Genomic DNA, 26,799 nt, shown 5'->3' on the forward strand with positions numbered 1-26,799 from the left:
CCCCTCAGGCCGCCAGCGCATAGGCGGCGGGTGCAATCAGCCCGCCGTCTTCGCCGAAAATGTAGACATGGCGCGGATCGAGCCAGACGTTCAGCTCCTCGCCAATGGGCAATTCATGCACCCCGTGTATCAATCCGACCCAGCGCTCACCGTGGTGGTCGAGATGAACAAAGGTTTCTGACCCAGTGAGTTCGGTCACATGCAGGTTGGCCGAAAATTTCATGGCGTCGGCCGCGTGCTGCGTTATTTCCAGATGGTTGGGACGGAAACCCGCCATGTAGCGACCGTCCGGCAGCTCGGCGAGCTTGCCGATTGCCGGGGCGCTTTGGCCCTTGCCGAACATAAGCTTTGATCCGGTCTTGGACACAGGCAGGAAATTCATCGGCGGATCGCTGAAAACCCTCGCCGTTGTCGCATCGACCGGCTGACGATAGACCTCGGGCGTCGGGCCGAACTGGGTGACGCGGCCCTCCCAAAGCGTCGCGGTATTGCCGCCGAGCAAGAGCGCCTCTTCGGGTTCGGTCGTTGCATAGACAAAGATAGAGCCGGAGGCCTCGAATATCTTGGGAATTTCGATCCGCAATTCCTCGCGCAGCTTGTAGTCGAGGTTGGCGAGCGGTTCATCGAGCAGGACCAGCCCCGCATTCTTGACCAGCGCCCGAGCCAAGGCGCAGCGCTGCTGCTGACCACCAGAGAGTTCCAGCGGTTTGCGCGACAGCATTGGCGTCAACTGCATCAACTCGGCGGTTTCACGTACGCGGCGGTCAACCTCGGACTTGTCCGCGCCCATGAGTTTCATCGGGGACGCGATGTTGTCGTAAACGCTCATCGACGGGTAGTTGATGAACTGCTGGTAGACCATCGCGACTTTCCGGTCCTGCACGCGCTGGCCGGTCACGTCCTTGCCTTCCCAGAAAATCCGGCCGCTTGCGGGCGCGTCCAGCCCCGCCATCAACCGCATCAGAGAGGTTTTACCCGACGAGGTCGGGCCAAGCAGGACATTCATCGTTCCCTTTGTGAGAGTCAGGTCGGTGGGATAGATATGGGTCTGTCCCTCCACCATCTTCGATACGCCCTTGAGCTCCAGCGTCATCTAGATTGTCCTTCTTGCTTTTTCGCGGCCGGATCCGGACTGATGCCGCGCGCTTATCCACTCATTGAGCACATCTGACTCCGCCTGCGTCAAGCGCAACCCAAGCTTGCTTCGCCGCCAGAGGATATCCTCTGCCGTGTGAGCGAACTCGTGGGAAATCAGCCAGTTGACCTCGGCCTCGGTCAGTGTCGCCCCGAAATCACGACCGAGGTCTGCTGCGGATGTCGCCTCGCCTAGGATACCGTGCGCTTCCGTGCCGTAGGCGCGGATCAGGCGATGCGCCCAAAAATCGGTGAGAAACGGGTAGGATTTCTTGAGGTCTTCGATCTGTCTGTCGACCTGATCCACCGGGAAATCACCACCAGGGAGCGGCACTCCTGCGGTCCAGGGGCCGGAGGAAACCGAAAGATGTTCGGAAATCTTTTCCAGAGCGGTTTCCGCAAGCCGGCGATAGGTCGTGATCTTACCTCCAAAGACATTGAGCACCGGCGCGCCGCCTTCGGCATCGACCTTGAGCGTATAATCCCGTGTCGCAGCCGTCGCGCTGCTGGCCCCGTCATCATAAAGCGGGCGCACCCCGGAATATGTCCAGACGATATCTTCTTCGGTGATATCCTGTTTGAAGTAACGGTTGGCGAAATCGATCAGATAGGCCTGTTCCTCGGGCGTACAGACCGGAGGCTGTGTCGGGTCGTCATGTTCGGCATCGGTTGTCCCTATCAGGGTGAAATCGGTTTGGTAGGGAATGGCAAAGATGATCCGCCCGTCAGTGCCTTGCAGGAAGTAGCATTTGCCGTGATCGAAGAGCTTACGGGTCACGATATGGCTGCCGCGCACGAGGCGCACGCCTTCGCGCGAGTTCAAGCGTATCTTGGACTGAATGATGTCGCCGACCCAAGGACCGCCCGCGTTCACGAGCATCCGCGCGCGAAAAGTTTCCTTTTTGCCGTTTTCGATGTTTTGCGTTTCAATTCGCCAGCCAGCCGATTCGCGCGCAGCCGAAAGCACTTTGGTCCGCGTCAGGATCGACGCGCCACGGGCCTTGGCATCGCGCGCGTTCAGCACGACTAGCCGCGAGTCCTCGACCCAGCAATCGGAATATTCAAAGGCCTGCTCGAACCTGTCCTGAAGCGGTTCGCCTTCGGGCGTACTGTGGAGCGACAGCGTTTTCGTGGCTGGCAGGATCTTTCGCCCGCCCATGTTATCGTAAATGAACAGTCCCAGACGGATGAGCCATGCCGGTCTTTTTCCGCGCATCCACGGCATGAAGATCCCTAAAAGATTGGACGTTGGCGTGTCCGATTCGAACCTCATATCCTTATGGTAAGGAAGGATGAATCGCATGGGCCAGCTGATATGGGGCATCGCCTCGAGCAGGATCTCACGCTCGATCAATGCTTCGCGGACCAGTCGGAATTCGAAATATTCGAGATAGCGCAGCCCGCCGTGGAACAGCTTGGTCGAGGCCGAGGAGGTCGCGCTGGCAAGGTCGTTCATCTCTGCGACGACAACGGAAAGGCCGCGCCCCGCCGCATCGCGTGCGATGCCGCATCCGTTGATACCGCCGCCAATGATGAAAAGGTCAGTGACCGACCCGTCCCCACTGCTCAAAACGCTCCTCCCCGCGATAAAGAACGGCTCAATCTATGCCAACAAGAACGTCAACGCGCAATGGTGAATGTTCGTTTTCTTTCGCATTGACGGCAATAACGCCCTATTTCGAAAAATACAGTTTAGATCTCAAATTGAAGCGCAAAGGACCGAAACAGCTTGCGGCCGATGTGCATTCGGTTTTGCTCAACTGCTTGCGCCGTCCCAGCTTAGACACCAGAATTGAGAAATGAGCGACAAACCTGCGAAAGAGCGGCATGAACCAGACATTCCGGCACCCCGAGATCCTTGATATCGCGCGGCGCGACGGCAAGGTTACGGTTGAAGGCCTTGCCCGCCATTTCGGTGTGACGCTTCAGACCATCCGCCGTGACCTCACCGATCTGGCCGATTCCGGAAGGCTTGAGCGTGTGCATGGCGGCGCGGTTCTGCCGTCGAGCACGATGAATATCGGTTATGAGGAACGCCGGACCCTGCATTCCAACGCAAAGGCGAATATCGCCAAAGCCTGCGCCCGACGTATTCCCAATGACATCTCGATCTTCCTGAACATCGGAACGAGCACCGAGGCGGTGGCGATGGAGTTGCTGTCGCACAGGAACCTGCTCGTGGTGACCAACAACATGAACGTGGCCAATATCCTTGCGGCGAATTCCGACTGCGATGTGGTTGTGACAGGCGGCAATCTGCGGCGCTCCGACGGCGGGCTTGTGGGTTCGCTGGCCATCAACACGATACGGCAGTTCAAGTTCGACCTTGCGGTGATCGGTTGTTCGGCGATGGACGAGGACGGGGATATTCTCGACTTTGACATAGAGGAGGTCGGCGCCAGCCAGGCGATCCTCAGGCAATCGCGCCGCACCTATCTTGTCGCGGACCAATCAAAATTTCAGCGTAGCGCCCCGGCCCGCATCGCCTCGCTTTCAGAGATCGACACCTTCTTTAGCGACGCGCCCCTGCCCGGTCCGCTGTCGGAACGCTGTGGACAGTGGACGACCGAGGTCGTGATTTCGTGACCGGTTAGTGGCAGGGCAGAGGCCTTAGGCCCTGCCGACCGTCGTAAAGGACCGGATGGTTTCGAGCGCACCGTCCAGAGCCTTGCCTTCCGGGTCGGCGAGAGCAGCGGCGATCAGACGGGCAGTCCAGTCGGCGGCGTCGTCCCGACCTTCGACCAGCAAGGTGCCGGACATGACCTTGTCGAACTTGGCCAGTCCGCGGGCGTGGGTGTCGCTATACCCTTTGATCAAGCGCCGGATTTTCAGCGTTTCGACCGCCAGCGCATAGTCCTGCGAAAGGCGACCCTCTGCCGTCGTGAGCCAGTCGTCGATATGGGCGACCTCCTCCTGATGGCGCAAGAGGCTGCGACGCCAGCGGCGCAGCCCGGCCATCAGGTAGAACATAAAGAAACCACCAAAGCGGTCGGTGCGGATACGTCGACCCCGATTAACCAGACGATCGATTAAGCGATAGAGGCCCGGTCGATTGTTGGTGAAGCGACCGAGCGGCGCGGGCATCATACTGACGAATTCGGCCGCGCCAGGGTGCACGTATTCCGTGACCTGAACGAGATGATCCTCCGTCGCGCCCATCTCTTTGTCGATTCGGGCGACCCGCGCCTTGCGGGTCTTGAGATCGGCGACCCGGATGATGTCATCGTAGGCCATTGCATTGGCAAGGTATTTTGCCGCCGTTTCGGTGAAGGCGAATTGATGCTCGGCGCCGCCAGCATCTTTGTCCTGCGCGGAGATGGCTTCGAGCTGGTCCATGTAGGATTCCGCGTAAGGAATATCCTGATATTCGGTCAGCTTGCGTAGTCCGGCTTTCGCCATATCCTGAACCGGAACGGGCAGTGTTTCGGCCCGGGCGATCAGGGCGGACCAGCGGCGCACCAGTTTCTCCGGCCCGTGAACTTCGGCTTTTGGCTTGGCCGGGGCCACGTCCTGCGGATCGCGATATCCTTCCTTGGCCGCAGCACAAGCGGCATCAAAGGCGCGCAGGCTTGCCTCCACGCCTCGGCCCGAGGCGCGGATCGTGTCCCGGAAGCTTTCGACCGGGAAGGGCAGGCGACCGGAACCGGCAAGGGCACCGAAGAGGCTGGCGGAAATGACCGATCCTGCATTGAGCGCCATGGTCTCGAGATCGAAGATAATCGCATCCTGAGCCTGTTCGCGCGCGGCGGCCAGCACAGCCGTCGGATCTGAAATGCCGCTACCGGGCACGATTTTTTCCGATGTAGCGAGTGCGCGGTGCGAAGAGGCGATCAGCGTGGTCCGGTCCGGTGTAACGAAACCGCGCTGCATCGCTCGTCCGGCCTCCATCAGCTCGGCGGCCATGAGGATATCGACGTCGCCTTCGGCCGGGGCCAGCGCGAATACCGGGTTGCCCGCACCTTCGGGCATCATTTCGACGTAGTAGATCGTGGCACCGGTCCGCTGGGCAACCCCCGCGACCGAGGTGGCCTGCGCCGCATAGCCGTTGGCCTCGGCCAAGGCTACGATCCAGCCATTCAGCACGCCGCCGCCCTGCCCGCCAACGGCGAGCACGGCGATCTTGATGATGTCGTTCAGCCGGGCATCCGGCTCGCGCGCGACCAGTCCGGTGTCTTGCACTGTCATGCCCCTGCCTCCCATGTGAGTCGACGGCTGGCGCGGCGGTCCTGTAGCCAGCTGATCGCGCGGCGGCGCCATTCTGCGCGGCGACGTTCCCACTTGCCCGGATTGTGGACCAGGTCAGCCTGATAGAACGAGGGGCAGAGCACGGCGGCATCCGCCACTTCACCGCAATTGCCGCAACCAACGCAGCTTTGGTCGATATGGGCAACGGGGTCATCGCGCAGCGGATCGTCAGGCATTTTCAACGTCAGGGACGGGCAACCGGACAAGCGCATGCAGGCGTGATCGCCGGTACAGACATCTTCGTCCACGCCGAACTTGGGCCGTTCCACGCGACGGCCCTCTTTGATCGCGGCGGCGCGCAGAGGCTTTTCGCGTCGCTGCCGGTTCAGCATGCACTCGGACGAGGCGACAATGACTTTAGGGCCATCGTAATCGGTGGTCAGCGCCTCTTTCAGCGTTTCCTGAACCTTTCCGACGTCATAGGTACGGTCGATCTGGCGCACCCATTCCACCCCGACAGCCTCAACCGCCTTGGCGATTGGGTGCTGGGTCGACTTTGTCGGATTGTTCGCGCGGCTGGACAGGATGTCCTGCCCGCCCGTCGCGGCGGAATAGTAGTTGTCGACCACGACAGTAACACTATCCGCCTTGTTGAAAACAGCGTTGCCGATAGAGCTGGACAGGCCGTTATGCCAGAAGCCGCCGTCGCCGATAATCGAGATCGGACGCTTATCGCCGCCGCCGTCGAAAGCCGCGTTTGAGGCCGGGCCAAGCCCGTAGCCCATGGTGGTCCCGCCGATTTCGAAGGGCGGCATGATCGAAAAAAGGTGGCAGCCGATATCGGCCGAGGTCTGGTGCGGACCCATTTCGTTTTCAACCAGCTTCATCGCGGCAAAGATCGGACGTTCCGGGCATCCGGTGCAGAACCCCGGCGGGCGGGCCGGGACGACATCGCGCAGTTGCGGCACGGGGTCTGTCTCTTTGGGCTTGTTCGGCGCGCGCATCGCCGCGGGCAGCAGATCCTGCGCGTGCTGACGCAAGAAGTCGCCGATGCCCTCGAACATGATGCGTCCGGTGTATTCACCTGCCTTGGGCAAAAGATCCTTGCCGACGACGGTCTGACTGCGGCCGGACTGATGGAGGATCGCCCGCAGATTCTGCTCGATGTAATTCGGCTGACCTTCCTCGACCACGAGCACCGCGTCCTTGCCGGTGCAGAATTCGAGGAACTCATCATCGACGATCGGGTAAGCGACGTTCATGACATAGAGCGGAACATCGGTGTCGCCGTGTACGTCAGCTAGCCCAAGACGCTGGAGCGCACGGATGACGCCGTTATACATACCACCCTGAAGCGCGATGCCGACCTTGCCGGTCTCGGGGCCGAAGAATTCATTCAATTTATGCGTACGAATATAATCGAGCGCGGCAGGCCAGCGTTTTTCGACCTTTTCCTTTTCATGATTGAAAGACGCCGGGGGCAGGACGATCCGGTTGGTATCGCGGCGCGGGCTTGCAAGCGCATCGCGCACGGTCAGCGACGGCGGCACATTATCCTTGGCCTCGAATGCACCATGCACGTGGCAGCAGCGGATGCGCAGTTGCAGCATGACCGGCGTATTGGTCGCCTCGCTCAGTTCGAACCCGTGCCGCACAGCCTCGGTAATCGACGGCAGGTTGGGGCGGGGATCGAGCAGCCAGATCTGCGATTTCATCGCGAAGGCATGGCTGCGCTCCTGCATGATGGAGGAGCCTTCGCCATAATCCTCGCCAACGATGACAAGTGCGCCACCGGTTACCCCGCCCGAGGCGAGGTTGGCCAGAGCGTCCGACGCGACATTAGTCCCAACGGTCGATTTGAATGTCACCGCGCCCCGGATCGGGTAGTGAACCGAGGCCGCCAGCATGGCGGCGGCTGCGGCTTCGGAGGCGTTGGCTTCGAACCTGATGCCAAGCTCTGCCATCAGCTCTTCGGCATCGGCTAGAACGTCCATCAGGTGGCTGATCGGGGCACCCTGATAACCACCGACATATCCGACGCCATTTTCAAGAAGCGCCTTTGTAATGGCAAGGATGCCCTCGCCACGGAAAGTCTGTCCGGCACCGATGCGGAGCTGTTCAACTTCTTTCTTGAAGGATCGTTCGGCCATGGGCACCCTCGGTCTTCAGGATAAACTATATTCATTTGCATATATTATTGCGGGATCTCTTCCAAGGGCTCCCAAGCGATTTGCGCGAGAAATTCCGAGGCATCGAGCCGCAAGTGCGGCGAATTTGACCGATTACGCGGTCGCCTAACGATCAATGCGGGATGGTCAGCCCGGGATGTGGCGCGGGGTATTCAAGGAATTCGTCCAGAACCTCGACCGGAGGCTGGAAAAAATCGGATACGCGGCTGACCGTCAGGCCGAAATCTCGTTTCAACTCGACCGCCATCTCGGCATATTTCACCGCCAGCGGGATACCGTTGACCACGGGCAGCCCCTCGATCCGGTGACCGTGGATTTGGGAAAAGAGAAGCATCGGGATACCGCCGCCCGGTATCAGCACATCCGTACCGGCCTCGATCAGCGGCAGGGCCTGATCGTGGAACAGTTGCGCCACGACCTCACGCCGTTCATCCGAGCCGAAAGCGGCGAGGATCTGGCCGGGCTCAAAGTTCATCGCGTGGACGCCGGTGACACGTTCCTTGAGACCATATTTCCCAATCTGCTGGTGGAACCACGGGATGTAGCGACGATTGATGGTCACGATGCCGCTGCGCTGGCCCAGCTGGCAGGCGTGCAGCATGGAGGATTCGCCAAGTGCGAGTACGGGGATATCGACGGCGCTGCGTGCCTCGTACAGGCCAGCGTCCTGGAAATGGCCGATGATGAAAGCGTCGTAGCCTTCGCGTTCGGCCTGAATGGCGTTGCATATCATTTCTCGCGCGCAGCGGAATTCGACGAGCGCATGGGCGTAACTGTCGTGGGGCGTGATGCCATGCACGACGATCTCGGTGCCCTCGCGGGCGATTGCGTTGAGATGCTTTTGTAGCTCTTCCCAATAAATGCCGCCATTCTCACGATCGACATAGCTTTGGTACCAAATGCGCATGGGAACTCCTTTATTTGAGGGATGGCAGCCAGGTGGCCAGTGGCGGGAACATCACCAGAAGGATCAAAAGCAGCATTGTGCAGGCCAGATATGGCATGGCGGATTTTGTCACCTCGCCCAATGTGGTGCCCTTTGGGGCGACCCCCAGCATGACGAAAAGCAATAGACCGAAGGGTGGCGTGACAAGGCTCATCTCAAGCGCGATCAGCATGAAGACCCCAAACCAGACCGGGTCGAACTGGAAATGCAGCACGAGCGGCATGAAGATCGGCAGGGTCAGCATCATGATCGAGAGTTGATCCATGAACATGCCCATCACCAGCAGCACGAGGAAGATGCAGCCCAGCATGACCAAGCCGTCAACATCGAACCCCGTGGCCCATTCCACGACACCGCGCGAAGCGCCGGAAAAGGCGAGAAGCTGCGAGAAGGTGGTCGAGGCGACGATGATGGTCAGCATCATGACCGAAACGGAAAGTGTGCCGCACAAGGATTTCACGATAACCGACCAGGATAGTTTTCGGTAGAAAATGGCAAGGATCAGCACCGAAAGCACGCCGAATGCGGCGGATTCCGTGGGTGTCGCCCAGCCCAGAAGGATCAGGCCGATAACGGCAAAGACCACCAGACCCATCGGCATCACGTCGCGCAGCACCGATTTCACGATGACTGAGAACGGGGCGCGTTCAGCGTCATAGCTGGGCGCGGCATCGGGATCGAGCGCGATGAGTATGCGGATCGTCAGAACGAACATCACCGCAAGGACGAGCCCCGGTAGCACACCCGCGATCAGCAACGCGCCCACGTCGATCCTTGCCAGTGACCCTAGCAGAACGGCGAGGGAGGAGGGCGGAATGATCATCGCCAGAGAGCCCGTAGCGAGGATCGGCCCCATGACCAGGGCGTTCTTGTATCCGCGTTTGCGCATTTCGGGCATCAACGTGGTGCCCAGCATCGCCGTATTGGCCATCGAGGACCCGGACAATGTGGCAAAGAGCGTACCGCCCGCAACGGTCATATAGCTGAGGCGTCCACGCGCGCGACCGAGACAATTGTCTAGCGCGTCGAATACGCGGATCGCCATGCCGCTCTGGAACAGAAGCTCGCCCATCAGAACAAACAGCGGCACAGGGACTAGAGAGAAGCTTGTGACGGAATCCGTGGCGTTCAGGATCATCTGGTCAATGCCTGCCATGCCGCCAAGGAACAGCCAGGCTCCGACGATATTGATCGACAGAAAGGCAAGGGCGACCGGCAGGCCAAGTGCCATCAGGAAAAGGACGCCGCCGATCATGATGGCGGTTGCGAAATACCAGGGGATCATGTGGCGAGCCCTGTCTTTGTCATGTCAGTGGCTCGCGTTCTGGGCATGGTAGGTGCCACCCTTCACAAAAATTCTAATAAATTCGATCGCCATCAGCGCAAAGCCGGCCATCAGCATCGACGGCAAAATCCATTTGGGCAGGGCCACGGAGCGGATATCGACGGCGTTGGTATCGACCATCTCACCGGCCACCACGCCAGCGCGCCAGGCCAGAAGCCCAAGAACGGCGGCGCAGAAGATCAACACGATGCGGTCGACACCCCTTTCAGCGGAATTCGGAAGACGCGAGATCAGGGCCCGCACCGCGACGTGTCCCTGCGTGCGGACAAGCCAGGGTGCCCCCGCCATGGTTGCCAGCATCAGGCCATATTCGATCAGGGCACTTGTCGGCTGGAAGGGCCGGAAGCCCAGATTCCGCAACCCGACATCAACGACGATGCCCGCCACCATCAAGGCGAAAGAGGCTGCCGCAATCGCCGCCAGACCGTGGATCAGGCCGTCATAGACCTTTGAAATCATACGCATGTTTCTGCCCCGCATCCGGGCCCGGCAGACCGGGCCGATGTGCGGCGGCGGCACACTGCCGCCGCCGGCGTCAATGTCTTAGCGGTCGTAATAGGCGTCGCGAAGGGCCTGATAGTCCTCGGCGCCAGCCGCTTCCATGCGCGCCCATGCGCTGTCATATGCCGCATCGAGGAACTGGTCGCGTGCGTCACCCTCAAGGGAGATAACAGTCATGCCCTCGGCCTGAACCTTTTCGTCTGTCGACGTGATGACTTCCTGGAACTTGTCGTAGGAGATCTGTTCGTACTCGATCGCGACCTGGGTGATGAGGTCCTTGGACTCCTGGCTCAGCCCTTCCCACTTATCCGGGTTCATGACGATGGCAAGGTCGGTGTTGAAAAAGCCGGGATCGATCCGGTACTTCAAGAACTTGTCCCAGGACAGGTCCTGAATGGCGACGATCGGCCAGCCGGCCCCGTCGAATGTGCTTCGCTCGAGCCCGGTGTAGACATCCGGCACGGGAACCGAAACAGGAACCGCCCCAAGGCTTTCAAAGAAAGACTTGTAGATGGGCTGGCTGCGCAGCTTGGCACCGTCGAGATCGGGCAGTCCCTCTTCGCCGATGGTAGGTTCATCCACCGTGTAGATATGGAACTGAATGCCGCTGTCGATCTGGGCCAGCAAAGTCACGCCCAGTTTCTCGGCAAAGGCATCGGCCATCAGGTCGAACCCGCCGTTTTCGCGGGCGGTCATCGCCGATACGGTCGAGCCGACCCATGCGTCCGCCTCGGGCATGGTGCCAAGATGGAAGGAGGCGGGACCATAGTGCATGTCCACGACGCCGCGACGCGCCGCTTCCATCTGCTGGTTCTGGGGCACCGCTTCGGGTCCACCGATATAGTCGATCCGCACCACGCCTTCGCCGCGCTCGTTCACCAGATCGACGAATCCTAGGAAGGATTGGCTGAAGGCAAGCTGCTTTGGAAAGGCGGTGACGGCGCGAATGACGTCCTCGGCCAGAACGGGGCCGGTCAGGCCCATGACGCAGGCGAGGCTTAGCGCGCCTGTTTTGAAGTGTCGGCTGAATTTGCTCATTGTAGTCTCCCTATTATCGGATTGTTGGTTGACTGCGCCGTTCAGGCGCTGGGTGGCCGGTGTAGCCCGGCTTGTTTCAAGGCGTTCAGAAATGCGCCCATTCGGTCTTTCTGGTAGGCCGGAACGTCCCGGCCAGCGTAATCGAAAAAGCCACGCCCGGCGCGCAGCCCGGTTTCACCGCTCTTCATCTTGTCGTTGACGATCTGTGGCGGGGCGAACCTGTCTTCGCCGGTCGCCCCCGCCATGTAGTTGCTGGCGTGATAGAGGATATCGCCGCCGCCCCAGTCGATGAATTCGAGAAGGCCCAGCACGGCAAACCGCAGTCCAAAGCCATATTTCACAGCCCGGTCCACATCTTCGGCCGAGGCGACACCTTCTTCGACAAGTCGGGCGGCTTCGTTCATCGCGAGCGCCTGAATGCGCGGGACGATGTATCCGGGCGAGGCCTTGCAGGCCACCGGCACCTTGCCAATGCCTTCGAGAAAACCGGTCAGGTCGGCGAGAACCGCATCGCTGGTCTGATCTGTCGGGCTGAGTTCCACCAGCGGCACCAGAAGCGCGGGGTTCAGCCAGTGAGCGTTCAAAAACCTCGCGGGGTCAGAGCAATATTGCGCCAATTCGGTCGACAGCATGGTCGAGGTGGTGGAAGCGAGGATTGCGTTATTATCGGCATGGTCGTTGAACAGACCAAACGCGTGCTTCTTGGCGTCGAGCACCTCGGGCACGGCTTCGAAAACGATATGCGCCCTGCTTAACCCCTGTTCCGCTTTAGCCACCGGATAGACCGACACCCGTTTCATCAACTCCGGCAGGACTGCGACATCAAAGCCGCCGATATCCGCGACCATGGTCAACCCGGCTTCGACCTCGGCAAGGGTTTCCTTGCGAAAGCGATCAAAATCTTCGTCGGATCGGGGTTTTGCGTCGATCAGGGCGATGTCATGCCCGGCATAGGCCATGCATTGCGCGATGCCACGGCCCATGCGACCGGCACCGATGCAGGCTGTGGCCGCATCGCTCATGCCAGACCTTCCTTCAGATCCTGCTGAACGTCCGCGACCGAACGCTCGGCCAGACCTAGGTTTTCGAAGGTACGCCCTTCGCCGCGCAGATCGCGGCCGGTCACTGCCCCGGCAATGGCCAGCAGGCCGCTTGCCACCGGCGTCGGTACGCCGGCCCATTGACCGATGGAAACCAGCAACGCCAGACCGACGGCGATATCCTCGGTCATGTAGCGGTGGTCATAGAGATCGAGCGCTTCGTGCCAGTCACCGCTGTCCACCAGCTTATCATGGGCAAGGTTGCCGTACATCCAGTTGGACGTGTTGTAGTGATCGGTAAGTGGAAAGTGTGGCGCGTCGTATCCCAGTTTCTCCCGGATCGCCATGCGCTCGGCATCAAGCTTGTCATGCACCGCGCGGATTGCGGGTTGCGTGCCTTCGTTATGGATATCCCAGCTATCGAAATGCTGGATCGGCCCTGCATTCATAAGGATCAGTGGCGGGTGGATGATCGGGCCTGCGTTCATCAAAGCGCCCGACAGCGCATCTTCGCAGCGCTCGATCGCATCCGGAAAGACCTCTGACAACTTGCCAAGCGCCATGTCCGTTAGGCGCGCGGGAAGAACACCAGTCGGCAGGCGCGAGGCGCGGGTCGTGATGCGGACCTCTGCCTCACCCTTTTTACGGCAGAGCCACGGCAGGGTGCCGGTTTCGCAGAAAGCGACGTCGGCGGTACAACCGGCCTTGCGCACGCGTTCCAACATGATCCACGACCCGAAAGAACCGGGCGCGAGAAAGATCACCTGCCCGTCCACCAGATGCGGGGCCAGCGCCTTTGACATGTCTTCCTGTGCGAAGGCGGGGGTCGGCGCGAGGATGACCTCGGCCCCTTCCATCGCCCAACCCAGATCATCGCTGGTTTCGACGACGATTTCACGGCTGCCTGCATGATCGGTCACGGTCAGCTTTGGGGGCGTCCCCAGGGGTGCGAACTTTTCCTTGTCACGCCGCCACCACCGGACGTCGTGCCCGGCCTCTACTGCATCTGCTACCGCTGCGTAACTGCCGTTACCGCCGCCCATTACCGTGATCTTCAAAACGTCCCCCTTCGCCCTATAAAATGCAGATGCATACTTTCAGGACCCAAAAGCATTATATTTGAAGACATCCGAGCAGCCTCTATCTGCGAATGCAAGTAATTTATTTTAAGCTTCAATGAAAATGTGCATAATGCGGGAGAATGTAGCGGGTCCGGGCATCCCCGGGCGTCGTTCGCGACCTGCCGGGCCACCCGGAACCACAGAGGAGAGTGGAAACCGGCGCATAATTGCGTCAGTGAACATTCAGGCTTACAGAATCGGAGCTCCCTATGGAGACACAACAGACGCCCGAAACCGCCGAACGGCCACCCCAGACACTGGGTGAAATCGGGTTGTGGAATTTCGCACCCTACCTGATGAACCGCATCATGGGGCGCTATAACGCCGAGGTACTGACCGACCTGAAGCCGCAGAACCTGACGACCGTCAAGGCGCGCACTCTTGCGGTTGTGGCTGTAGTGCCGGGCCTGACCATCAACGAATTGTCGGTCTACACGGTGACCGAACAATCGACCATGTCGCGCACGCTTGAAGCGCTTGAGAAATCGGGTTTTGTCCGCCGCCAGGAGACCGATGGTGACGGGCGCGTGCGCAAGGTCTATCTGACGGACCTTGGTCGCGAGGAGTTTGATCGGGCTTGGCCGGTCATGCACGATCATTACGAGAAGATGTTCACCGGCATCGATGCACAGGAGCTTGCCGCCTTTGTGGGAACATTGCATCGCATCCTCGGCAACATTCGGAAACACGATCTCTGAAGAGTAGTGTCAGTCCTGCTCTTCGGCCCAGAGGACTGCGTGAAGCCGCTTGACCGTGGCTTTCAGGTCCTTGCCCAGACCGTCAGGAAGCCGCTTGATCAGACGTTTTTCATGTGCGCGCGCCTCTGATACGAGATCGGCGGCCAACCTTGCCCCCGCACGGGTCAGAAAAATCCGGACGCGGCGCCGGTCGGCCTTGTCGCTTCGGCGTTCAAGCAGGCCGCGCTCGTCCATCTGGTCGATGATCCGCGTCAGCCGGGACTGTTCGATCATGGCGAAACGGGCCAGCCGGGTGATCATCTGGCCGTCGTCGTCATGCAAGCAGGCCAGCACCCGCCATTCCGGCACCCGCAGCCCGCGGGTGCGTACGTATTCATGAAACTCTTCGCTCATCGCCGCCGAGACGGAGGCGGTCAGAAAAAGAAGGTAATCGGGCAGAAAAGGCTGCGCGCCCGATGTCGCCGGTGCCTCAAGTTCCTCTACGGTTTTAGCTGTCATCCGCCCTCACATCGAATTGGGAACGACCAGCACCAGCCACGGCACAGCGATCAACAGGAACAGGCGCAGGATGTCGACGAAGACGAAAGGCAGGACACCCGCAAAGACCCGCTCGAGAGGAATGTCGGGCGCCACGATCCGCATGACGAAGACGTTCATCCCGATGGGCGGGGTGATGTAGCTGAGCTCGGTCGCGACCACGACGAAGACACCGAACCAGATCGGATCAAAACCAAGCCCAGAAACGATCGGAAAGAGGACCGGTACCGTCAGCAGGATCATTGACAGGCTTTCCAGAAGGCAGCCCAGGACCAGAAACAGCACAATGATCATCAGGATAACCTGCAACCGGCCAGCCCCTAAGGCGGTGATCCAGCTGCGAAGGTCCGTCGTCAGTCCGGAGAGGTTCACATAGTTCAGAAAGTAGAGCGCGCCGAACAGGATGAAGAACATCACCGCCGTGGTCTTGGCGGTGTCGAACAGGGTTTCCAGCGTTTCCCGAAGGGTCAACTTGCCACGCAGCGCGGTGATCAGGATCGCTCCGCCTGCGCCCATGCCTGCGGCCTCGGTGGCGGTGAAGAACCCGATGTAGATGCCGCCGAGCACGAAAACGAACAGGATGAGCGCGCCGGAAACGCCCTTGGTCGCGCGCAGGCGATCGCGCAGCGGCAGCTTGTCCAGCGTGACGAGGTCTTCGGGATGGAGCCAGAGGGAAAGGCGCACGGCCAACATATAGAACAGCACACCGATCAGACCGGGGATCAGACCGGCGAGGAACAGCTTGCCGATATCCTGCTGTGTGAGAATGCCGTAGATCACGAGGATCACCGAAGGCGGAATCAGGATGCCGAGCGTGCCTCCCGCCGCGACAGAAGCAGCGGAAAGACGGTCGGAGTAACCATATCGGCGCATCGCAGGCAGGCTGATCCGGCCCATGGTCGCAGTTGTTGCCAACGAAGAACCACAGACCGAGGAAAACCCGCCGCAGGCTACGACAGTCGCCATTGCCAGCCCGCCCTTGCGGTGGCGCAGCCATGCGTTGGCAGCATCGTACATCTCGCTCGCGATGCCGGACTGGACGATGAAATTGCCCATCAGAAGGAAGAGCGGCACCACCGAAAGGGTATAGCTGCGGCCGCTGTCGAAATAGATCTGGCCCAGCATCGCCATAGCCGGATCGAAACCGATGATCGAAATGACGCCAATCACGCCGACGGCTGTCAGGGCAAAGGCGATCGGTACGCCCGTGAAGATTGACGCCATGAGAATGGCAATGCCAATGGGCCAGTCCAACTTTCAGATCTCCTCAGATTTTCCCTTGGGTAGTCGCATGACCGCGAGACCCAGCACGATGATGGAAGATGTGGCACACAAAATGCTGGCCGCGAGGGCGACCGGCATCAGAGGCACCCGCAGGTAAACAGTCGTTTCGCCATAAGCGCTCAGCCGTATCCCGTGCTCCCACAGCTGCCAGGCGACAACCGCAAGCACCACCGCGACAATGATCCGCGCCATGAAAGTCTGCACCTCGGCCAGTGGCCCCTTGAGGCGCGACGTGAACAGATCGACCGTTATGTGGCCGTCATCCAGACAGATCGCCGGCAGGCCGGCAAAGACGATTGCCATCACCAGCAATTCGGTCATTTCCGAGGCGCCGGGAAGCGGACTGTTGAAAAAGTAGCGCCCCAGCACATCGACCAGCGTCACGCCGGTCAGCGCCAGTAGCAGCAGCCCGGTCAGAACCGCCGTGATGCGCCGGAACGTCTGGCGCAGGGCGCTTGCGCGACGCCCTGCCCCGGTTTGGCGGATGCCCGTCATTCGGACAGAACCGCCTGCGTTTCATTGCGCAGCATTTCAAGCGCCGCATCGAAATCGACGCCCTTTTCGTCGAATGCCTTGCGGACCGTGTCGTAGAGCGGCTGCGACATTTCCTCGATTGCCACCATTTCTTCTTCGGTCGCATCGTGGAAGTCGACGGTCCCCTCGAGCGCGGCAAGACCGGCCTCGTCAGCAGTATCCCAAGCCTTGCCCGCCATCCGGACAAGAGTCTCGCCCGAGACTTCGTCTATGGCAGCCTTGTCGGCATCGGACATGCTGTCGAACTTGGCCTGGTTCATGACCATGAAGAACGAGACGTTATAGAGGCCGCCATCAACGCGCAGCGCCTTGGTCAGCAGCGAGTCGAGCTTGAAGAACGGCACCGATTCATAAGGGAAATAGATCGCATCCGCGACACCACCCGACAGAAGCTCGTAGGTCTTTGGCGACGGCGCCTGAAGCGGAACCATCGACATTTCCTCGGCTAGCTGGCTGGTCAGGGCTCCGGCCACCCGTATCTTGAGACCTTCGACCGCCGACATCGGGCTTACATCCGCGCCGGTGGTGAACATGTGACCCGGACCGTGGCCCCAGACGGCCAGAACCTTGACACCCTGATGCTCGGCTTTTTCGGCCAGCATCGCTTCGTGTACGCGCCAGTAGGCGACGGAAAGTGCCTCGGAATTAGGTGTGTTCAGGGGCAGCTCCGCGATCTGCGTCAGCGAAAAGCGGCCCGGCGTGTAACCGTGGACGCCAAAAGTAACATCGGCAGCGCCAGTGGCAGCAAGGTCGAAATGCGCGGGCGGCGGCCCGAGTGGCGCATCGAGGATCTGCACGGTTACGCGGCCTTCGGTGGCTTGTTCGACATTCGCGGCCCAGGGCATCACGATATCTTTCACGATCGGATGCGACGGCGGCAGCCAGTTGGACAGTCGAAGCGTGGTTTCCTGCGCGGCGGCAGAAAGACCAGTCGAAGCAACCGCGATCGCGGCGGCCGAAATGGTCTTCATGATCTTGTTCATGGTCGTCTCCCGGTTGGTTGTTATGGTCAGAGCGTAATCAAGCGTTCACGAGTCTGGCAATAAAAATATGAGTTTTCATCTTTTCATACTTAAACCTTGACACTTAAAACATCGCTCGCTCATGCTTAGGCAAGCCAGAGATGCCTGCATTTGCATAAAAAGGGGAGGCCATGTCGGCCATCACGTTGACAGTCAAGGAAGTGCGGAAGGCGGCAGAGCTAATCCGCGTAGTCACTCTTGTAACGCCCGATGGCGGTACGCTTCCGCCTTACGAGGCAGGCGCACATGCCGAGGTTCACCTGCCCGATGGTGCAACACGGCCCTATAGTCTGATCGACTTTGACGGCGCAGCCAATGACCCCAAAGCCTATGTCTTTGGAATCAGGCTTGAAGATGAAAGCCGCGGCGGATCCCGGTTCATGCACGGGCTGGCAGAAGGTGACACTGTCACTGTCGAGTCCGCCAAGAACGATTTCCCGCTTGCCACAGACGACGTACCTTCGGTTCTGATCGCCGGTGGAATCGGCATCACGCCGATGATCTCAATGGCCACCGCGCTAAAGGCAGAGGGCCGCGACTACCGTCTGCATTATGCGATTCGCGACGACAGCGCCGCCGCATTCATCGACCGGCTGACGCAGGACCACGGCGACCGCCTATCCGTGCACCGAGACGATCAGGCGGGTGGGCCACTCGATATCGCGAAGGTTCTGAGCGACGCTGACCCACAGTCTCATATCTATGTCTGCGGCCCAAAACCGATGATTGAAGCGGTCAAATCACAAGCAGAGTCAGCAGGATATCCAAGCGAACGCGTGCATTTCGAACTGTTCGACGCGGCCGCCGATCAGCACGGCGATTCTGCGTTTGAGGTAGAAGTCGCGTCGACCGGCGCGGTCTACACGATCCCGCCGGGCAAGACGATCATCGACGTGCTCGAAGAAGCGGGCGAAGATCTGATCTATGATTGCCAGCGTGGCGATTGCGGCATCTGCCAGACCGATGTGCTTGAGGGCACGCCCGACCATCGCGACGTAGTTCTGTCGCAAGCCGAACGCGACAGTGGCAAGGTCATGCAGATTTGCGTCAGCCGCGCCAAGTCTGCCCGCCTGAAACTCGACATCTGACGGAGGAAGTAATGACGACCTATCGCACAAAACAGGATATCGAGGCGCTGGTGACACCGTTTCAGGTGCATCGCGACGTCTACACCTCGGATGAAGTCTATCGGCTTGAGATGAAACACCTGTTCGCCAACAGCTGGGTGTTCGTCGGCCATGACAGCCAGACCCCGAACAAGGGAGACTACTATACCACCCAGATCGGCGATCAGCCGGTGATCCAGGTGCGTCACAGCGACGGCGAGGTCAAGGTTCTGCACAATCGCTGCCCGCATAAGGGCACCAAGATCGCCATTGATCGCACAGGTAACACGGGCAAATTCTTTCGCTGCCCCTACCACGCGTGGTCCTTCAAGACCGATGGCTGTCTTCTCGCGATCCCGCTCAAGAAAGGGTATGAGGGTACCGGTCTGGACCAGACGGAAAATGGCAAGGGCATGAAGTCGGTCGGGGCTGTGATGAACTACCGTGGTTTCATCTTTGCCCGGCTGGCAGACGAAGGAATCGGGTTCGAAGAGTACTTTGGCGAGTCGCTATCCTCGTTCGACAACATGGTTGATCGTTCCCCCGCCGGGAAGCTAGTCGTTGCAGGACAGCCTCTCCGTTACATGCACCGCTGCAACTGGAAGATGCTGGTCGAGAACCAGACCGACACCTGCCATCCGATGGTGGCGCACGAAAGTTCGGCAGGGACAGCGGTAAAGATCTGGGAAGAAATGGATCAGCCGGAGGGGGCACCCAAACCGCCCGCGATGCAGATCATCGCACCCTTCATGTCGCCTTACGAATTCTTCGAAGACATGGGTATCCGTACATGGCCCAATGGCCACGGCCACACCGGTGTCAGCCATTCGATCCATTCCGATTATTCCGAGATACCAGGGTATTTCGAAAAGATGTCAGAGGCTTACGGCGAAGAGAAGGCCAAGCAGATCCTTGGAGAGAACCGGCACAATACGGTTTATTTCCCGAATATCATGATCAAGGGGCCGATCCAGCAGCTGCGCAATTTCATCCCTCTTGGCCCAGATAAGACACTGGTGGAAAGCTGGATCTATCGGCTTGTCGATGCACCGGACGAATTGGTAGCGCGTACGGCGATGTACAACCGGATGATCAACGCGCCTACCTCGATCGTCGGACATGACGATCTTGAAATGTACGAGCGTGCGCAGGAAGGCCTCATGTCCGATGGGCTGGAATGGGTGAATATCCAGCGCCTCTACAAGGAAGATGAGGATCTCGACACTCAGGCCGAGGAAAACGGGACTACCGAACGCCAGATGCGCAACCAGTTCCACGCCTGGGCCAAGTTCATGACTATGTCGCTGCCAAGCGAAGACGCGCTGGAGGCTGCAGAATGACCATCACCAAGAACGACCTGATCGACTTTGTCTATGACGAGGTCAGGATGCTGGACGAGGGCAGGTACGACGACTGGCTCAACCTCTGGACCGAGGACGGCATTTACTGGATGCCGCTGGACTGGAAACAGAAGGATGAGATCAACGAAACCTCGCTGATGTATGAAGACCAGTTCATGCTGCGGCTGCGGGTCGAACGACTGACCGGGGCGCGGACCTTTTCGCAAAAGCCCAAGAGCCGCTGTCATCATGTGATCCAGCGTCCCTATGTCGACAAGATCGACAACGACGCGGGCGCGTTTCTGGTGACGACCCAGATGCACTACGTCGAAACCCGTCTGGATGATCAGTTCCTGCTCGCACTGACGGCACAGCACGAACTGGTCCTCAAAGACGACGCGTTGAAGATCGCACGGAAGCGGGTCGATATCCTGAATTGCGACGCCGCTTTCGGCAATATCCAGTTGTTGCCATGAGTGAAATGCCCGACACGGTCCATGGCCTGTTCTCTGCCTCCGCCACGCGCTGGCCGGAGCGCCCCCTGAACAACGTCCTGCCTGAAACGGCTGCGATTTATGCCATTCCAGCTGGCGAGGTTACCTATGCCGCCGCGCAAGAACGGGTAGAGCATCTATCGGCAGAATTCGCAAACGCCGGGTTCAAGGCCGGTCAGCGGGTCATGCTGCTTCTTGAGAACCGGCCAGACTTTTTCCTGTATTGGCTAGCACTTAACGCGCTTGGCTTATCTGTCGTCCCGGTCAATCCCGACCTGCGCGCGGCCGAGCTGGAATACATGATCGAGAACGCCGAACCGGCCCTCGCGGTCGCCATCCCTTCGCGAATGGCAGAGCTTCGCGAAGCGGGCGAGGCGGTCAACCGGCCGATCCCTGTCGTGGCGCCGGATCAGCCGATACCCGCGCCCTTTGGCGCCCCAGTGTTTGACACGTCCTGTGATCCGCAGCATCGCGAAACCGCCATGCTTTACACGTCGGGCACCACCGGGCGGCCCAAGGGCTGCGTTCTGGCCAACACGTATTTCACCGAGGCCGGGGACTGGTACGCCAAGGCTGGGGGCGTCTGCACTCTGACCGAAGATGGCGAGCGCATGCTGACGCCGCTGCCGATCTTTCACATGAACGCTATGGCCTATTCCTTTATGGCGATGCTGACAGTCGGCGGGTGCCTTACCGCGCTCGACCGGTTCCACCCACGCAGCTGGTGGGCCTCGGTTCGTGACAGCGGTGCGACCTGTCTGCACTATCTGGGCGTGATGCCCTCAATGCTGATGGGTCTTCCCGAAGATCCCGAGGATCGCGCTCATTCCGTCCGCTTTGGTTTTGGCGCCGGGGTTGATCCGCGCCTGCATGCCGCATTCGAGGAAAGGTTCGGTTTTCCGATTATGGAAGCATGGGCGATGACAGAAACCGGCGCTGGCGCGGTGATTGCCGCCAACCACGAACCTCGGCGTGTCGGAGAAGCATGCATTGGCCGTCCAGGACCGGAACTTGAGGTCAGGATCGTCGCCGACGACGGAAGCGACTGCACGGACGACATGCCCGGTGAACTGCTGGTCAGACATAGCGGGCCGGACCCCCGGCATGGGTTTTTCAAGGAATACTGGAAGAACCCAAAGGAGACGGAGAAGGTCTGGGAAGGCGGCTGGTTTCACACGGGCGACATTGTCCGGCAACTCGACACTGGCGATATGTTCTTTGTCGACCGGAAGAAAAACGTGATCCGTCGGTCCGGTGAAAACATCGCGGCAGTCGAGGTTGAATCCGTGCTGATGCGCCATCCCGCAATCACCGCCGCCGCGGTGGCCGCCGTGCCGGATGACATCCGGGGCGACGAGGTCTTTGCCTGTCTTCAGGTCAATGCCGATCCGTCACCGGAGCTTGCTCGGCAGATCACCGACTGGGCACTTGGACAGATGGCCTATTACAAGGTACCGGGCTACATCGCCTTTGTCACCGACCTGCCACTGACCGCGACAAACAAGATCCAGCGTGCGACTCTGAAATCGCTGGCCGCTGACCTTCTTGAGGATGCGGCGACCATCGATTTGCGCAAGGCAAAGAAAAGGCAAATCGCATGAGCCGCCGCCAATCCTATGACGGCGTCGTTGTCACCGCGCCGTTTTCAACGCCATATGAGCGGTACTCGACGCAGACGGCACATTACTGGCTGGCGCGCGCCCTGAAGGGAACGCTCGACGCTGCGGGGCTTCGGAAAGAAGATATCGATGGCTTGTCCGTCGCCTCATTCACTCTGTTTCCCGACAGCCCGGTCGGACTGTCCCAGCATCTTGGCGTGACGCTGAGGTGGCTGGATTCCATTCCAATGGGCGGGGCCAGCGGGGTCGTTGCGCTGCGCCGGGCGGCGCGGGCGGTTCAGGCAGGGGATGCCGAGATCGTCGCCTGTGTTGCCGGAGACACCAACCATATCGACAGCTTCCGCAAGCTGCTGTCGAGTTTTTCGCGCTTTGCGATGGATGCGGCCTATCCGTATGGCTACGGCGGCCCGAATTCGATGTTCGCCTTGCTCACGGACCGTTACATGCAGGAATATGGTGCGACCCGAGAAGACTTTGGCCGTATCGCCGTCGCGCAGCGCGACAACGCCTTGCGCAATCCCAACGCGCTGATGAAAAAGCCCCTCAGCCTTAAAGATTACCTTGAGGCACGACCGATCTCGGACCCGATCGCGCTTTTCGATTGCGTGATGCCCTGCGCCGGGGCCGAAGCCTTTCTTGTCATGTCAGAGGAAGAGGCGGTGAAGCGCGGCCTGCCCTTTGCGCGGATCGCCGGAACAATCGAGCGCCACAACGCCTTTCCGGACGATCCGATCCAGCTGCGCGGCGGCTGGGCGCTTGACGTCGAGGACCTCTGGTCGATGGCCGAGATGGAACCCGCCGACATGGACCTCGTGCAGACCTATGACGACTATCCCGTGATCTCGATGATGCAGTTCGAAGATCTGGGTTTCTGCAGTAAGGGCGAAGCACCTGCTTTTCTGCGCGACCGTGACCTCACGGTGACCGGAGACCTGCCGCATAATACCTCGGGCGGTCAGCTTTCCGCCGGTCAGGCCGGGGCCGCAGGCGGATTTCTCGGCATGGTCGAAGCGCTTCGACAGGTCACCCGAACCGCCGGGCCGACGCAGGTCGCCGATGCGAAAAACGCACTGGTCTCGGGCTTTGGTATGATTAACTATGACCGCGGCTTGTGTTCCGGTGCCGCCATCCTGACCGGAGAAAGCGCATGACCGATCCACTCGCCTGTCCGCCAAAGAAGAACCCGCAAAATGTTCAGACCGTCCCGGTCCTGCCGCCCTCCTTTCGCAGCCGCGCGGCCATGGGGCTTACTGCTGCCGCCGCAGAAGGCCGATTCAAACTGCAACACTGCGCAGAGTGCGGCACGGTTCAATATCCGCCGCGCGATGCCTGCGTTTCCTGTCTCGGCCTCGAGCTGTTGTGGAGGGATACCGATCCGGTCGGAGAGCTGATCGCCGACACGATCGTGCATACCTCGCCCAACCTATATTTCCGGCGGCAGGCGCCTTGGCGCTGTGGTACCGTGCGTCTGAATGCCGGTCCTTCGATCTTCTGCCATGTCCATGGCGATTGCGTAAAAGGCAGCGAGGTACGCCTGCTCTCCCGTCTCGACCGGGCGGGTCAAGGCGTGCTGATCGCCATCCCCAAGGAGACGACGCCCAACATGGCAGACGATCCCGAACTTCGCGAATTGGGGGCCGACCCCAAACACCGACGCGTTCTGATTACAGATGGCCGACAGCCCGGAGCCCCGGCACTAGCCAAGGCTCTGCTGGACGCCGGAGCCATGACGGTTTTCGTTGGGGAAGGCGAGACGTGGCGCCCCTATCCGGAACGGAGCGCGCTTGAAAAGATGGACGGCGTCCATCTGATGCCGCTCGATCTGACCGACACAAGCTCGGTCATCGAACTGGCCGGAGAGATCGGTGGCAAGGTCGACATCCTGATCAACAACGCCCGTTTCATGCGTCCTGGCGGCGTGCTGGCCCGTGGCGACACGGCCTTTGCCCGTGACGAGATGGAGGTGAACTATCTGGGCCTGATGCGGCTGGCACAGGCTTTCGGACCAGGTATGAAAGCGCGAGGTGCCGACGGCATCAACAACGCCGCAGCTTGGGTCAATATACTGTCGATAAACGCCATCGCTAACGATCCTTCCTATGGAAGTTTCAACGCGTCGCAGGCCGCCGCACTGTCTTTGGCGCAGTCGCTACGGGCCGAACTGCGTCCCGGCGGCGTAAAGGTCATAACCGTCTTTTGCGGTCCGACTGATGACGATTGGTATCAGGACGTTCCGCCGCCCAAGCTCTTGCCCGGCGCCATCGCGCGGTCTGTCGTACAGGGGTTGCGCGACGGGGTCGAAGACGTCTGGTGCGGCGATGTTGCCAAGGACTACGCAGAACGATGGCGGCAGGACCCACGGGTTCTGGAACGCGAACTGGCAGGAGATGTGGGATGAACGCTTTGACCCAGATGGCCACTGCTCTGACCAGTGGCGAGATCGAAGTGGTCGACCTGACCCACACGCTTGATCCGGATTTCCCGGTTATCATCCTGCCGCCCGAATTCGGACAATGCGCCCGCTTTCGGATGGAGGAAGTCTCGGCTTACGACCATCGCGGACCGGCTTGGAAATGGCACAACATCTCCATGTCTGAACATACCGGCACCCATTTCGACGCGCCGGTTCACTGGGTTTCGGGCCGCGACGTGGCCAATGGCGCGGTCGACGAAATCCCGGCAGAGGCCTTCATCGGTCCTGTCTGCGTTATCGATTGCTCAGAAGGGGCGGCGCAGGATGAAGATTTTGAACTGACCCCGGAGATCATCGCCGAATGGGAAGCCACCAACGGACGCATTCCGGAAGATACATGGGTTTTGATGCGCACCGACTGGTCCAAGCGCCGGGGAGCCGACTATCTCAATATGCGCGAGGACGGTCCGCATTCGCCCGGCCCCACGCCCGAGGCGATCCGTCTTCTGGTGGAAGAGCGCGGCATTCGCGGTTTCGGGACTGAAACCGTCGGCACCGATGCGGGACAGGGAATGCACTACGCGCCGCCCTACCCTGCCCACTACATTCTTCATGGCAATGGGCGGTACGGGCTTCAATGCTTGACCGGGCTCGACCGGCTGCCCGCCACGGGCGCGATGCTGATTTGCCCCCCGCTCAAGATCCGCAACGGCACCGGCAGTCCGCTGCGAGTACTCGCACTCGTTCCAAAGGGGGCATCATGACCGATTACACGGCCGTCATTACCGGCGGCAACAAGGGCATCGGCGCCGATCTGGCGCTGCGCCTTCTCGAGCAAGATTACCGGGTTATCACCCTTGCCCGCCATGCGCCGGATTTTTCGCACGAGAAGCTCGAACATCTCGACTGCGATCTGCTGGATCCCGATACTGTTCAGGCGGTGGCCGATGACATCGGCGCACGCTTTGAGGTGACCCATCTCGTCCACAACGCCGGGGTGATCTGGCCCAATCTGATCGAAGACGCCAAGCCATCGGACATCACCGGGTTGGCGCAACTGCATCTCGGTTCGGCGCTGACGCTGCTTCAATCCGCCCTTCCCGCGATGAAAAAGCGCGCTTTCGGTCGGGTCATGTTCAATTCGTCCCGCGCTGCCCTTGGCGCCGCAACCCGCACCGCTTACGGCGCCAGCAAGGCCGGTATGATCGGGATGGCCCGCACATGGGCGCTGGAACTCGCACCTCATGGGATCACGGTGAATGTCGTGGCACCCGGCCCGATCCAGACCGATAATTTCTGGGGCATCATCCCTAAAGGCAGCGAACGCGAGAACGACCTGGCCCGGCGCATTCCGGTCGGGCGGCTTGGTCAGACCGACGATGTGACCCGAGCATTCCTCTTCTTCTGTGACCCCGCAAACGGGTTTGTCACCGGTCAGACGCTCTATGTCTGTGGTGGGTCAAGCATCGGATCTGTGCCGATCTGATAAACGTTTTTTCTCAATTTGATGCACCAAGCTTTGGTGCAGTCATGCCCAAACTGTGGATGCACATCGGATTGGCCTGTATGTTTCGAATTGGGCAAGTCGTTTCAGCCTGAAAAACCTATGAAGGTCATTGACTTAGCCAAACTGAGGCGGTCAAGGGCATCCCGGTGTATCGGTCAGCGATATGAGCGCTTTAGTGCGGTCAGTCGACTGCAAGTCAATTCACGAATTCGAAGGCCTTTGCGGACAGGGTGCGCCGAAGGCTCTTGGGATGGATTCGGCGTGAACGGCTTTAAGGTCAGTACTGCGATCAGCGCTATCGTAGGCATTGCAGTCGCAACGATGGCCCTGATGCTCGCGGTAGGCGCAGTCATGTACGTCGTGAATGCCCGCGCTGCCAAGGCACGCGCAGAGGCCAACGATCTGGCCCTCGTGATGTCGCATGTTAAAGGGGACCTGCTTCAGGCACGCCGAGCAGAAAAAGACTTTTTGCTACGTTCTGAAGCTAGGTACGTTGAACAACATGCCGAGATCATGGCCCGTATCGGGACAGAGATTCAGTCGGCGGCCGCCGCGATTGGAGTAGCCCCCTGAAAGTGGTCCACCAACTGGGATAGATTTGTCCGGCAAATTGGAGGATCAGCGATGGCTGGGAAACGAGAAAAGCCCGAAGAGATTGTATCGAAGCTTCGGCAGGTTAAAGTTCTGCAGGGACAAGGCGCGACGATCGCCGAGGCGGTGCGTCAGATCGGCGTGACACAGCAGAC

The 26,799-nt window shown here is 60.0% G+C and carries 25 protein-coding genes and 1 pseudogene; 12 read left to right on the plus strand and 14 right to left on the minus strand.

Annotated elements, in window-relative coordinates; all coding sequences use genetic code 11:
* Nucleotides 1-4: 4 nt before the first annotated feature.
* Both ACU0FH_RS17985 and glpD read right to left on the minus strand, forming a co-directional pair.
* Nucleotides 5-1,093, minus strand: coding sequence for an ABC transporter ATP-binding protein (locus tag ACU0FH_RS17985; RefSeq protein WP_446196081.1), 1,089 nt, complete (start codon nt 1,091-1,093; stop codon nt 5-7).
* Nucleotides 1,094-2,704, minus strand: coding sequence for a glycerol-3-phosphate dehydrogenase (gene glpD / locus ACU0FH_RS17990; protein ID WP_446196082.1), 1,611 nt, complete (start codon nt 2,702-2,704; stop codon nt 1,094-1,096). It abuts the gene before it with no gap.
* 257 nt (nt 2,705-2,961) lie between these two features.
* On the opposite strand from glpD, the gene ACU0FH_RS17995 reads away from it, so the two are divergent.
* Nucleotides 2,962-3,720: a DeoR/GlpR family DNA-binding transcription regulator gene (locus ACU0FH_RS17995; RefSeq protein ID WP_446196083.1), complete on the plus strand. Its 759-nt coding sequence runs from the start codon at nt 2,962-2,964 to the stop codon at nt 3,718-3,720.
* 24 nt (nt 3,721-3,744) lie between these two features.
* Here ACU0FH_RS17995 and ACU0FH_RS18000 read toward each other — a convergent pair whose 3' ends face one another.
* The 8 genes from ACU0FH_RS18000 to ACU0FH_RS18035 form a co-directional block, all read right to left on the minus strand.
* Nucleotides 3,745-5,319 carry an indolepyruvate oxidoreductase subunit beta family protein gene (locus tag ACU0FH_RS18000; protein WP_446196085.1) on the minus strand — a complete coding sequence of 525 codons (1,575 nt, stop codon included), beginning with the start codon at nt 5,317-5,319 and terminating at the stop codon, nt 3,745-3,747.
* Nucleotides 5,316-7,469 carry a thiamine pyrophosphate-dependent enzyme gene (locus ACU0FH_RS18005; RefSeq protein ID WP_446196087.1) on the minus strand — a complete coding sequence of 718 codons (2,154 nt, stop codon included), beginning with the start codon at nt 7,467-7,469 and terminating at the stop codon, nt 5,316-5,318. The genes ACU0FH_RS18000 and ACU0FH_RS18005 overlap by 4 nt, the downstream gene beginning before the upstream one ends.
* Nucleotides 7,470-7,620: 151 nt before the next feature.
* On the minus strand, nt 7,621-8,415 hold the full coding sequence (locus ACU0FH_RS18010; RefSeq protein WP_446196088.1) for an aspartate/glutamate racemase family protein: 795 nt from the start codon (nt 8,413-8,415) through the stop codon (nt 7,621-7,623).
* Between the two features lie 10 nt (nt 8,416-8,425).
* Nucleotides 8,426-9,739: a TRAP transporter large permease gene (locus tag ACU0FH_RS18015; RefSeq protein WP_446196089.1), complete on the minus strand. Its 1,314-nt coding sequence runs from the start codon at nt 9,737-9,739 to the stop codon at nt 8,426-8,428.
* 24 nt (nt 9,740-9,763) lie between these two features.
* Nucleotides 9,764-10,264: a TRAP transporter small permease gene (locus tag ACU0FH_RS18020; protein ID WP_446196090.1), complete on the minus strand. Its 501-nt coding sequence runs from the start codon at nt 10,262-10,264 to the stop codon at nt 9,764-9,766.
* 78 nt (nt 10,265-10,342) lie between these two features.
* A complete protein-coding gene (gene dctP, locus ACU0FH_RS18025) occupies nt 10,343-11,338 on the minus strand; it encodes a TRAP transporter substrate-binding protein DctP (protein WP_446196091.1) in 996 nt (331 codons plus the stop codon).
* Nucleotides 11,339-11,379: 41 nt separating this feature from the next.
* On the minus strand, nt 11,380-12,360 hold the full coding sequence (locus ACU0FH_RS18030; protein ID WP_446196092.1) for a 3-hydroxybutyryl-CoA dehydrogenase: 981 nt from the start codon (nt 12,358-12,360) through the stop codon (nt 11,380-11,382).
* Entirely contained in the window at nt 12,357-13,436 is a 1,080-nt protein-coding gene (locus ACU0FH_RS18035; protein WP_446196094.1) for an NAD/NADP octopine/nopaline dehydrogenase family protein, read from the minus strand. Before ACU0FH_RS18035 ends, ACU0FH_RS18030 begins: the two co-directional genes overlap by 4 nt.
* A 272-nt stretch (nt 13,437-13,708) precedes the next feature.
* Here ACU0FH_RS18035 and ACU0FH_RS18040 point away from each other — a divergent pair, with 272 nt between their 5' ends.
* A complete protein-coding gene (locus tag ACU0FH_RS18040; protein ID WP_238373247.1) occupies nt 13,709-14,197 on the plus strand; it encodes a MarR family winged helix-turn-helix transcriptional regulator in 489 nt (162 codons plus the stop codon).
* A 9-nt stretch (nt 14,198-14,206) separates the two neighbouring features.
* On the opposite strand, the gene ACU0FH_RS18045 is transcribed toward ACU0FH_RS18040, so the two are convergent.
* The 4 genes from ACU0FH_RS18045 to ACU0FH_RS18060 are packed head-to-tail and all read right to left on the minus strand — an operon-like array spanning nt 14,207 to nt 17,535.
* Complete coding sequence (locus ACU0FH_RS18045; RefSeq protein ID WP_446196095.1) at nt 14,207-14,695, minus strand: MarR family winged helix-turn-helix transcriptional regulator; 489 nt, start codon at nt 14,693-14,695, stop codon at nt 14,207-14,209.
* A gap of 6 nt (nt 14,696-14,701) precedes the next feature.
* Nucleotides 14,702-15,958, minus strand: a complete 1,257-nt coding sequence (locus ACU0FH_RS18050; RefSeq protein WP_238373267.1) for a TRAP transporter large permease — start codon at nt 15,956-15,958, stop codon at nt 14,702-14,704.
* 33 nt (nt 15,959-15,991) lie between these two features.
* A complete protein-coding gene (locus tag ACU0FH_RS18055; RefSeq protein ID WP_446196096.1) occupies nt 15,992-16,513 on the minus strand; it encodes a TRAP transporter small permease in 522 nt (173 codons plus the stop codon).
* The gene (locus ACU0FH_RS18060) at nt 16,510-17,535 is read right to left on the minus strand and encodes a TRAP transporter substrate-binding protein (protein ID WP_446196097.1); all 1,026 of its coding nucleotides are present in this window, start codon (nt 17,533-17,535) and stop codon (nt 16,510-16,512) included. Before ACU0FH_RS18060 ends, ACU0FH_RS18055 begins: the two co-directional genes overlap by 4 nt.
* Before the next feature lie 170 nt (nt 17,536-17,705).
* On the opposite strand from ACU0FH_RS18060, the gene ACU0FH_RS18065 reads away from it, so the two are divergent.
* From ACU0FH_RS18065 to ACU0FH_RS18110, 10 genes and pseudogenes are all read left to right on the plus strand, one after another.
* A complete protein-coding gene (locus tag ACU0FH_RS18065) occupies nt 17,706-18,662 on the plus strand; it encodes a PDR/VanB family oxidoreductase (protein ID WP_446196098.1) in 957 nt (318 codons plus the stop codon).
* Nucleotides 18,663-18,673: 11 nt separating this feature from the next.
* The gene (locus tag ACU0FH_RS18070) at nt 18,674-20,020 is read left to right on the plus strand and encodes an aromatic ring-hydroxylating dioxygenase subunit alpha (protein ID WP_446196099.1); all 1,347 of its coding nucleotides are present in this window, start codon (nt 18,674-18,676) and stop codon (nt 20,018-20,020) included.
* Complete coding sequence (locus ACU0FH_RS18075) at nt 20,017-20,496, plus strand: aromatic-ring-hydroxylating dioxygenase subunit beta (protein WP_446196100.1); 480 nt, start codon at nt 20,017-20,019, stop codon at nt 20,494-20,496. Before ACU0FH_RS18070 ends, ACU0FH_RS18075 begins: the two co-directional genes overlap by 4 nt.
* Nucleotides 20,493-22,115: an AMP-binding protein gene (locus ACU0FH_RS18080; protein WP_446196101.1), complete on the plus strand. Its 1,623-nt coding sequence runs from the start codon at nt 20,493-20,495 to the stop codon at nt 22,113-22,115. Before ACU0FH_RS18075 ends, ACU0FH_RS18080 begins: the two co-directional genes overlap by 4 nt.
* Entirely contained in the window at nt 22,112-23,284 is a 1,173-nt protein-coding gene (locus ACU0FH_RS18085) for a thiolase family protein (protein ID WP_446196102.1), read from the plus strand. The genes ACU0FH_RS18080 and ACU0FH_RS18085 overlap by 4 nt, the downstream gene beginning before the upstream one ends.
* The gene (locus ACU0FH_RS18090) at nt 23,281-24,531 is read left to right on the plus strand and encodes an SDR family NAD(P)-dependent oxidoreductase (RefSeq protein WP_446196103.1); all 1,251 of its coding nucleotides are present in this window, start codon (nt 23,281-23,283) and stop codon (nt 24,529-24,531) included. The genes ACU0FH_RS18085 and ACU0FH_RS18090 overlap by 4 nt, the downstream gene beginning before the upstream one ends.
* Nucleotides 24,528-25,310, plus strand: a complete 783-nt coding sequence (locus tag ACU0FH_RS18095) for a cyclase family protein (RefSeq protein ID WP_446196104.1) — start codon at nt 24,528-24,530, stop codon at nt 25,308-25,310. The genes ACU0FH_RS18090 and ACU0FH_RS18095 overlap by 4 nt, the downstream gene beginning before the upstream one ends.
* On the plus strand, nt 25,307-26,032 hold the full coding sequence (locus tag ACU0FH_RS18100; protein ID WP_446196105.1) for an SDR family NAD(P)-dependent oxidoreductase: 726 nt from the start codon (nt 25,307-25,309) through the stop codon (nt 26,030-26,032). The genes ACU0FH_RS18095 and ACU0FH_RS18100 overlap by 4 nt, the downstream gene beginning before the upstream one ends.
* Before the next feature lie 282 nt (nt 26,033-26,314).
* Nucleotides 26,315-26,626, plus strand: coding sequence for a hypothetical protein (locus ACU0FH_RS18105; RefSeq protein WP_446196106.1), 312 nt, complete (start codon nt 26,315-26,317; stop codon nt 26,624-26,626).
* Between the two features lie 51 nt (nt 26,627-26,677).
* Nucleotides 26,678-26,799, plus strand: a pseudogene (locus tag ACU0FH_RS18110) (IS3 family transposase); the annotation flags it as partial.

The organism is Heliomarina sp. (assembly GCF_052826185.1).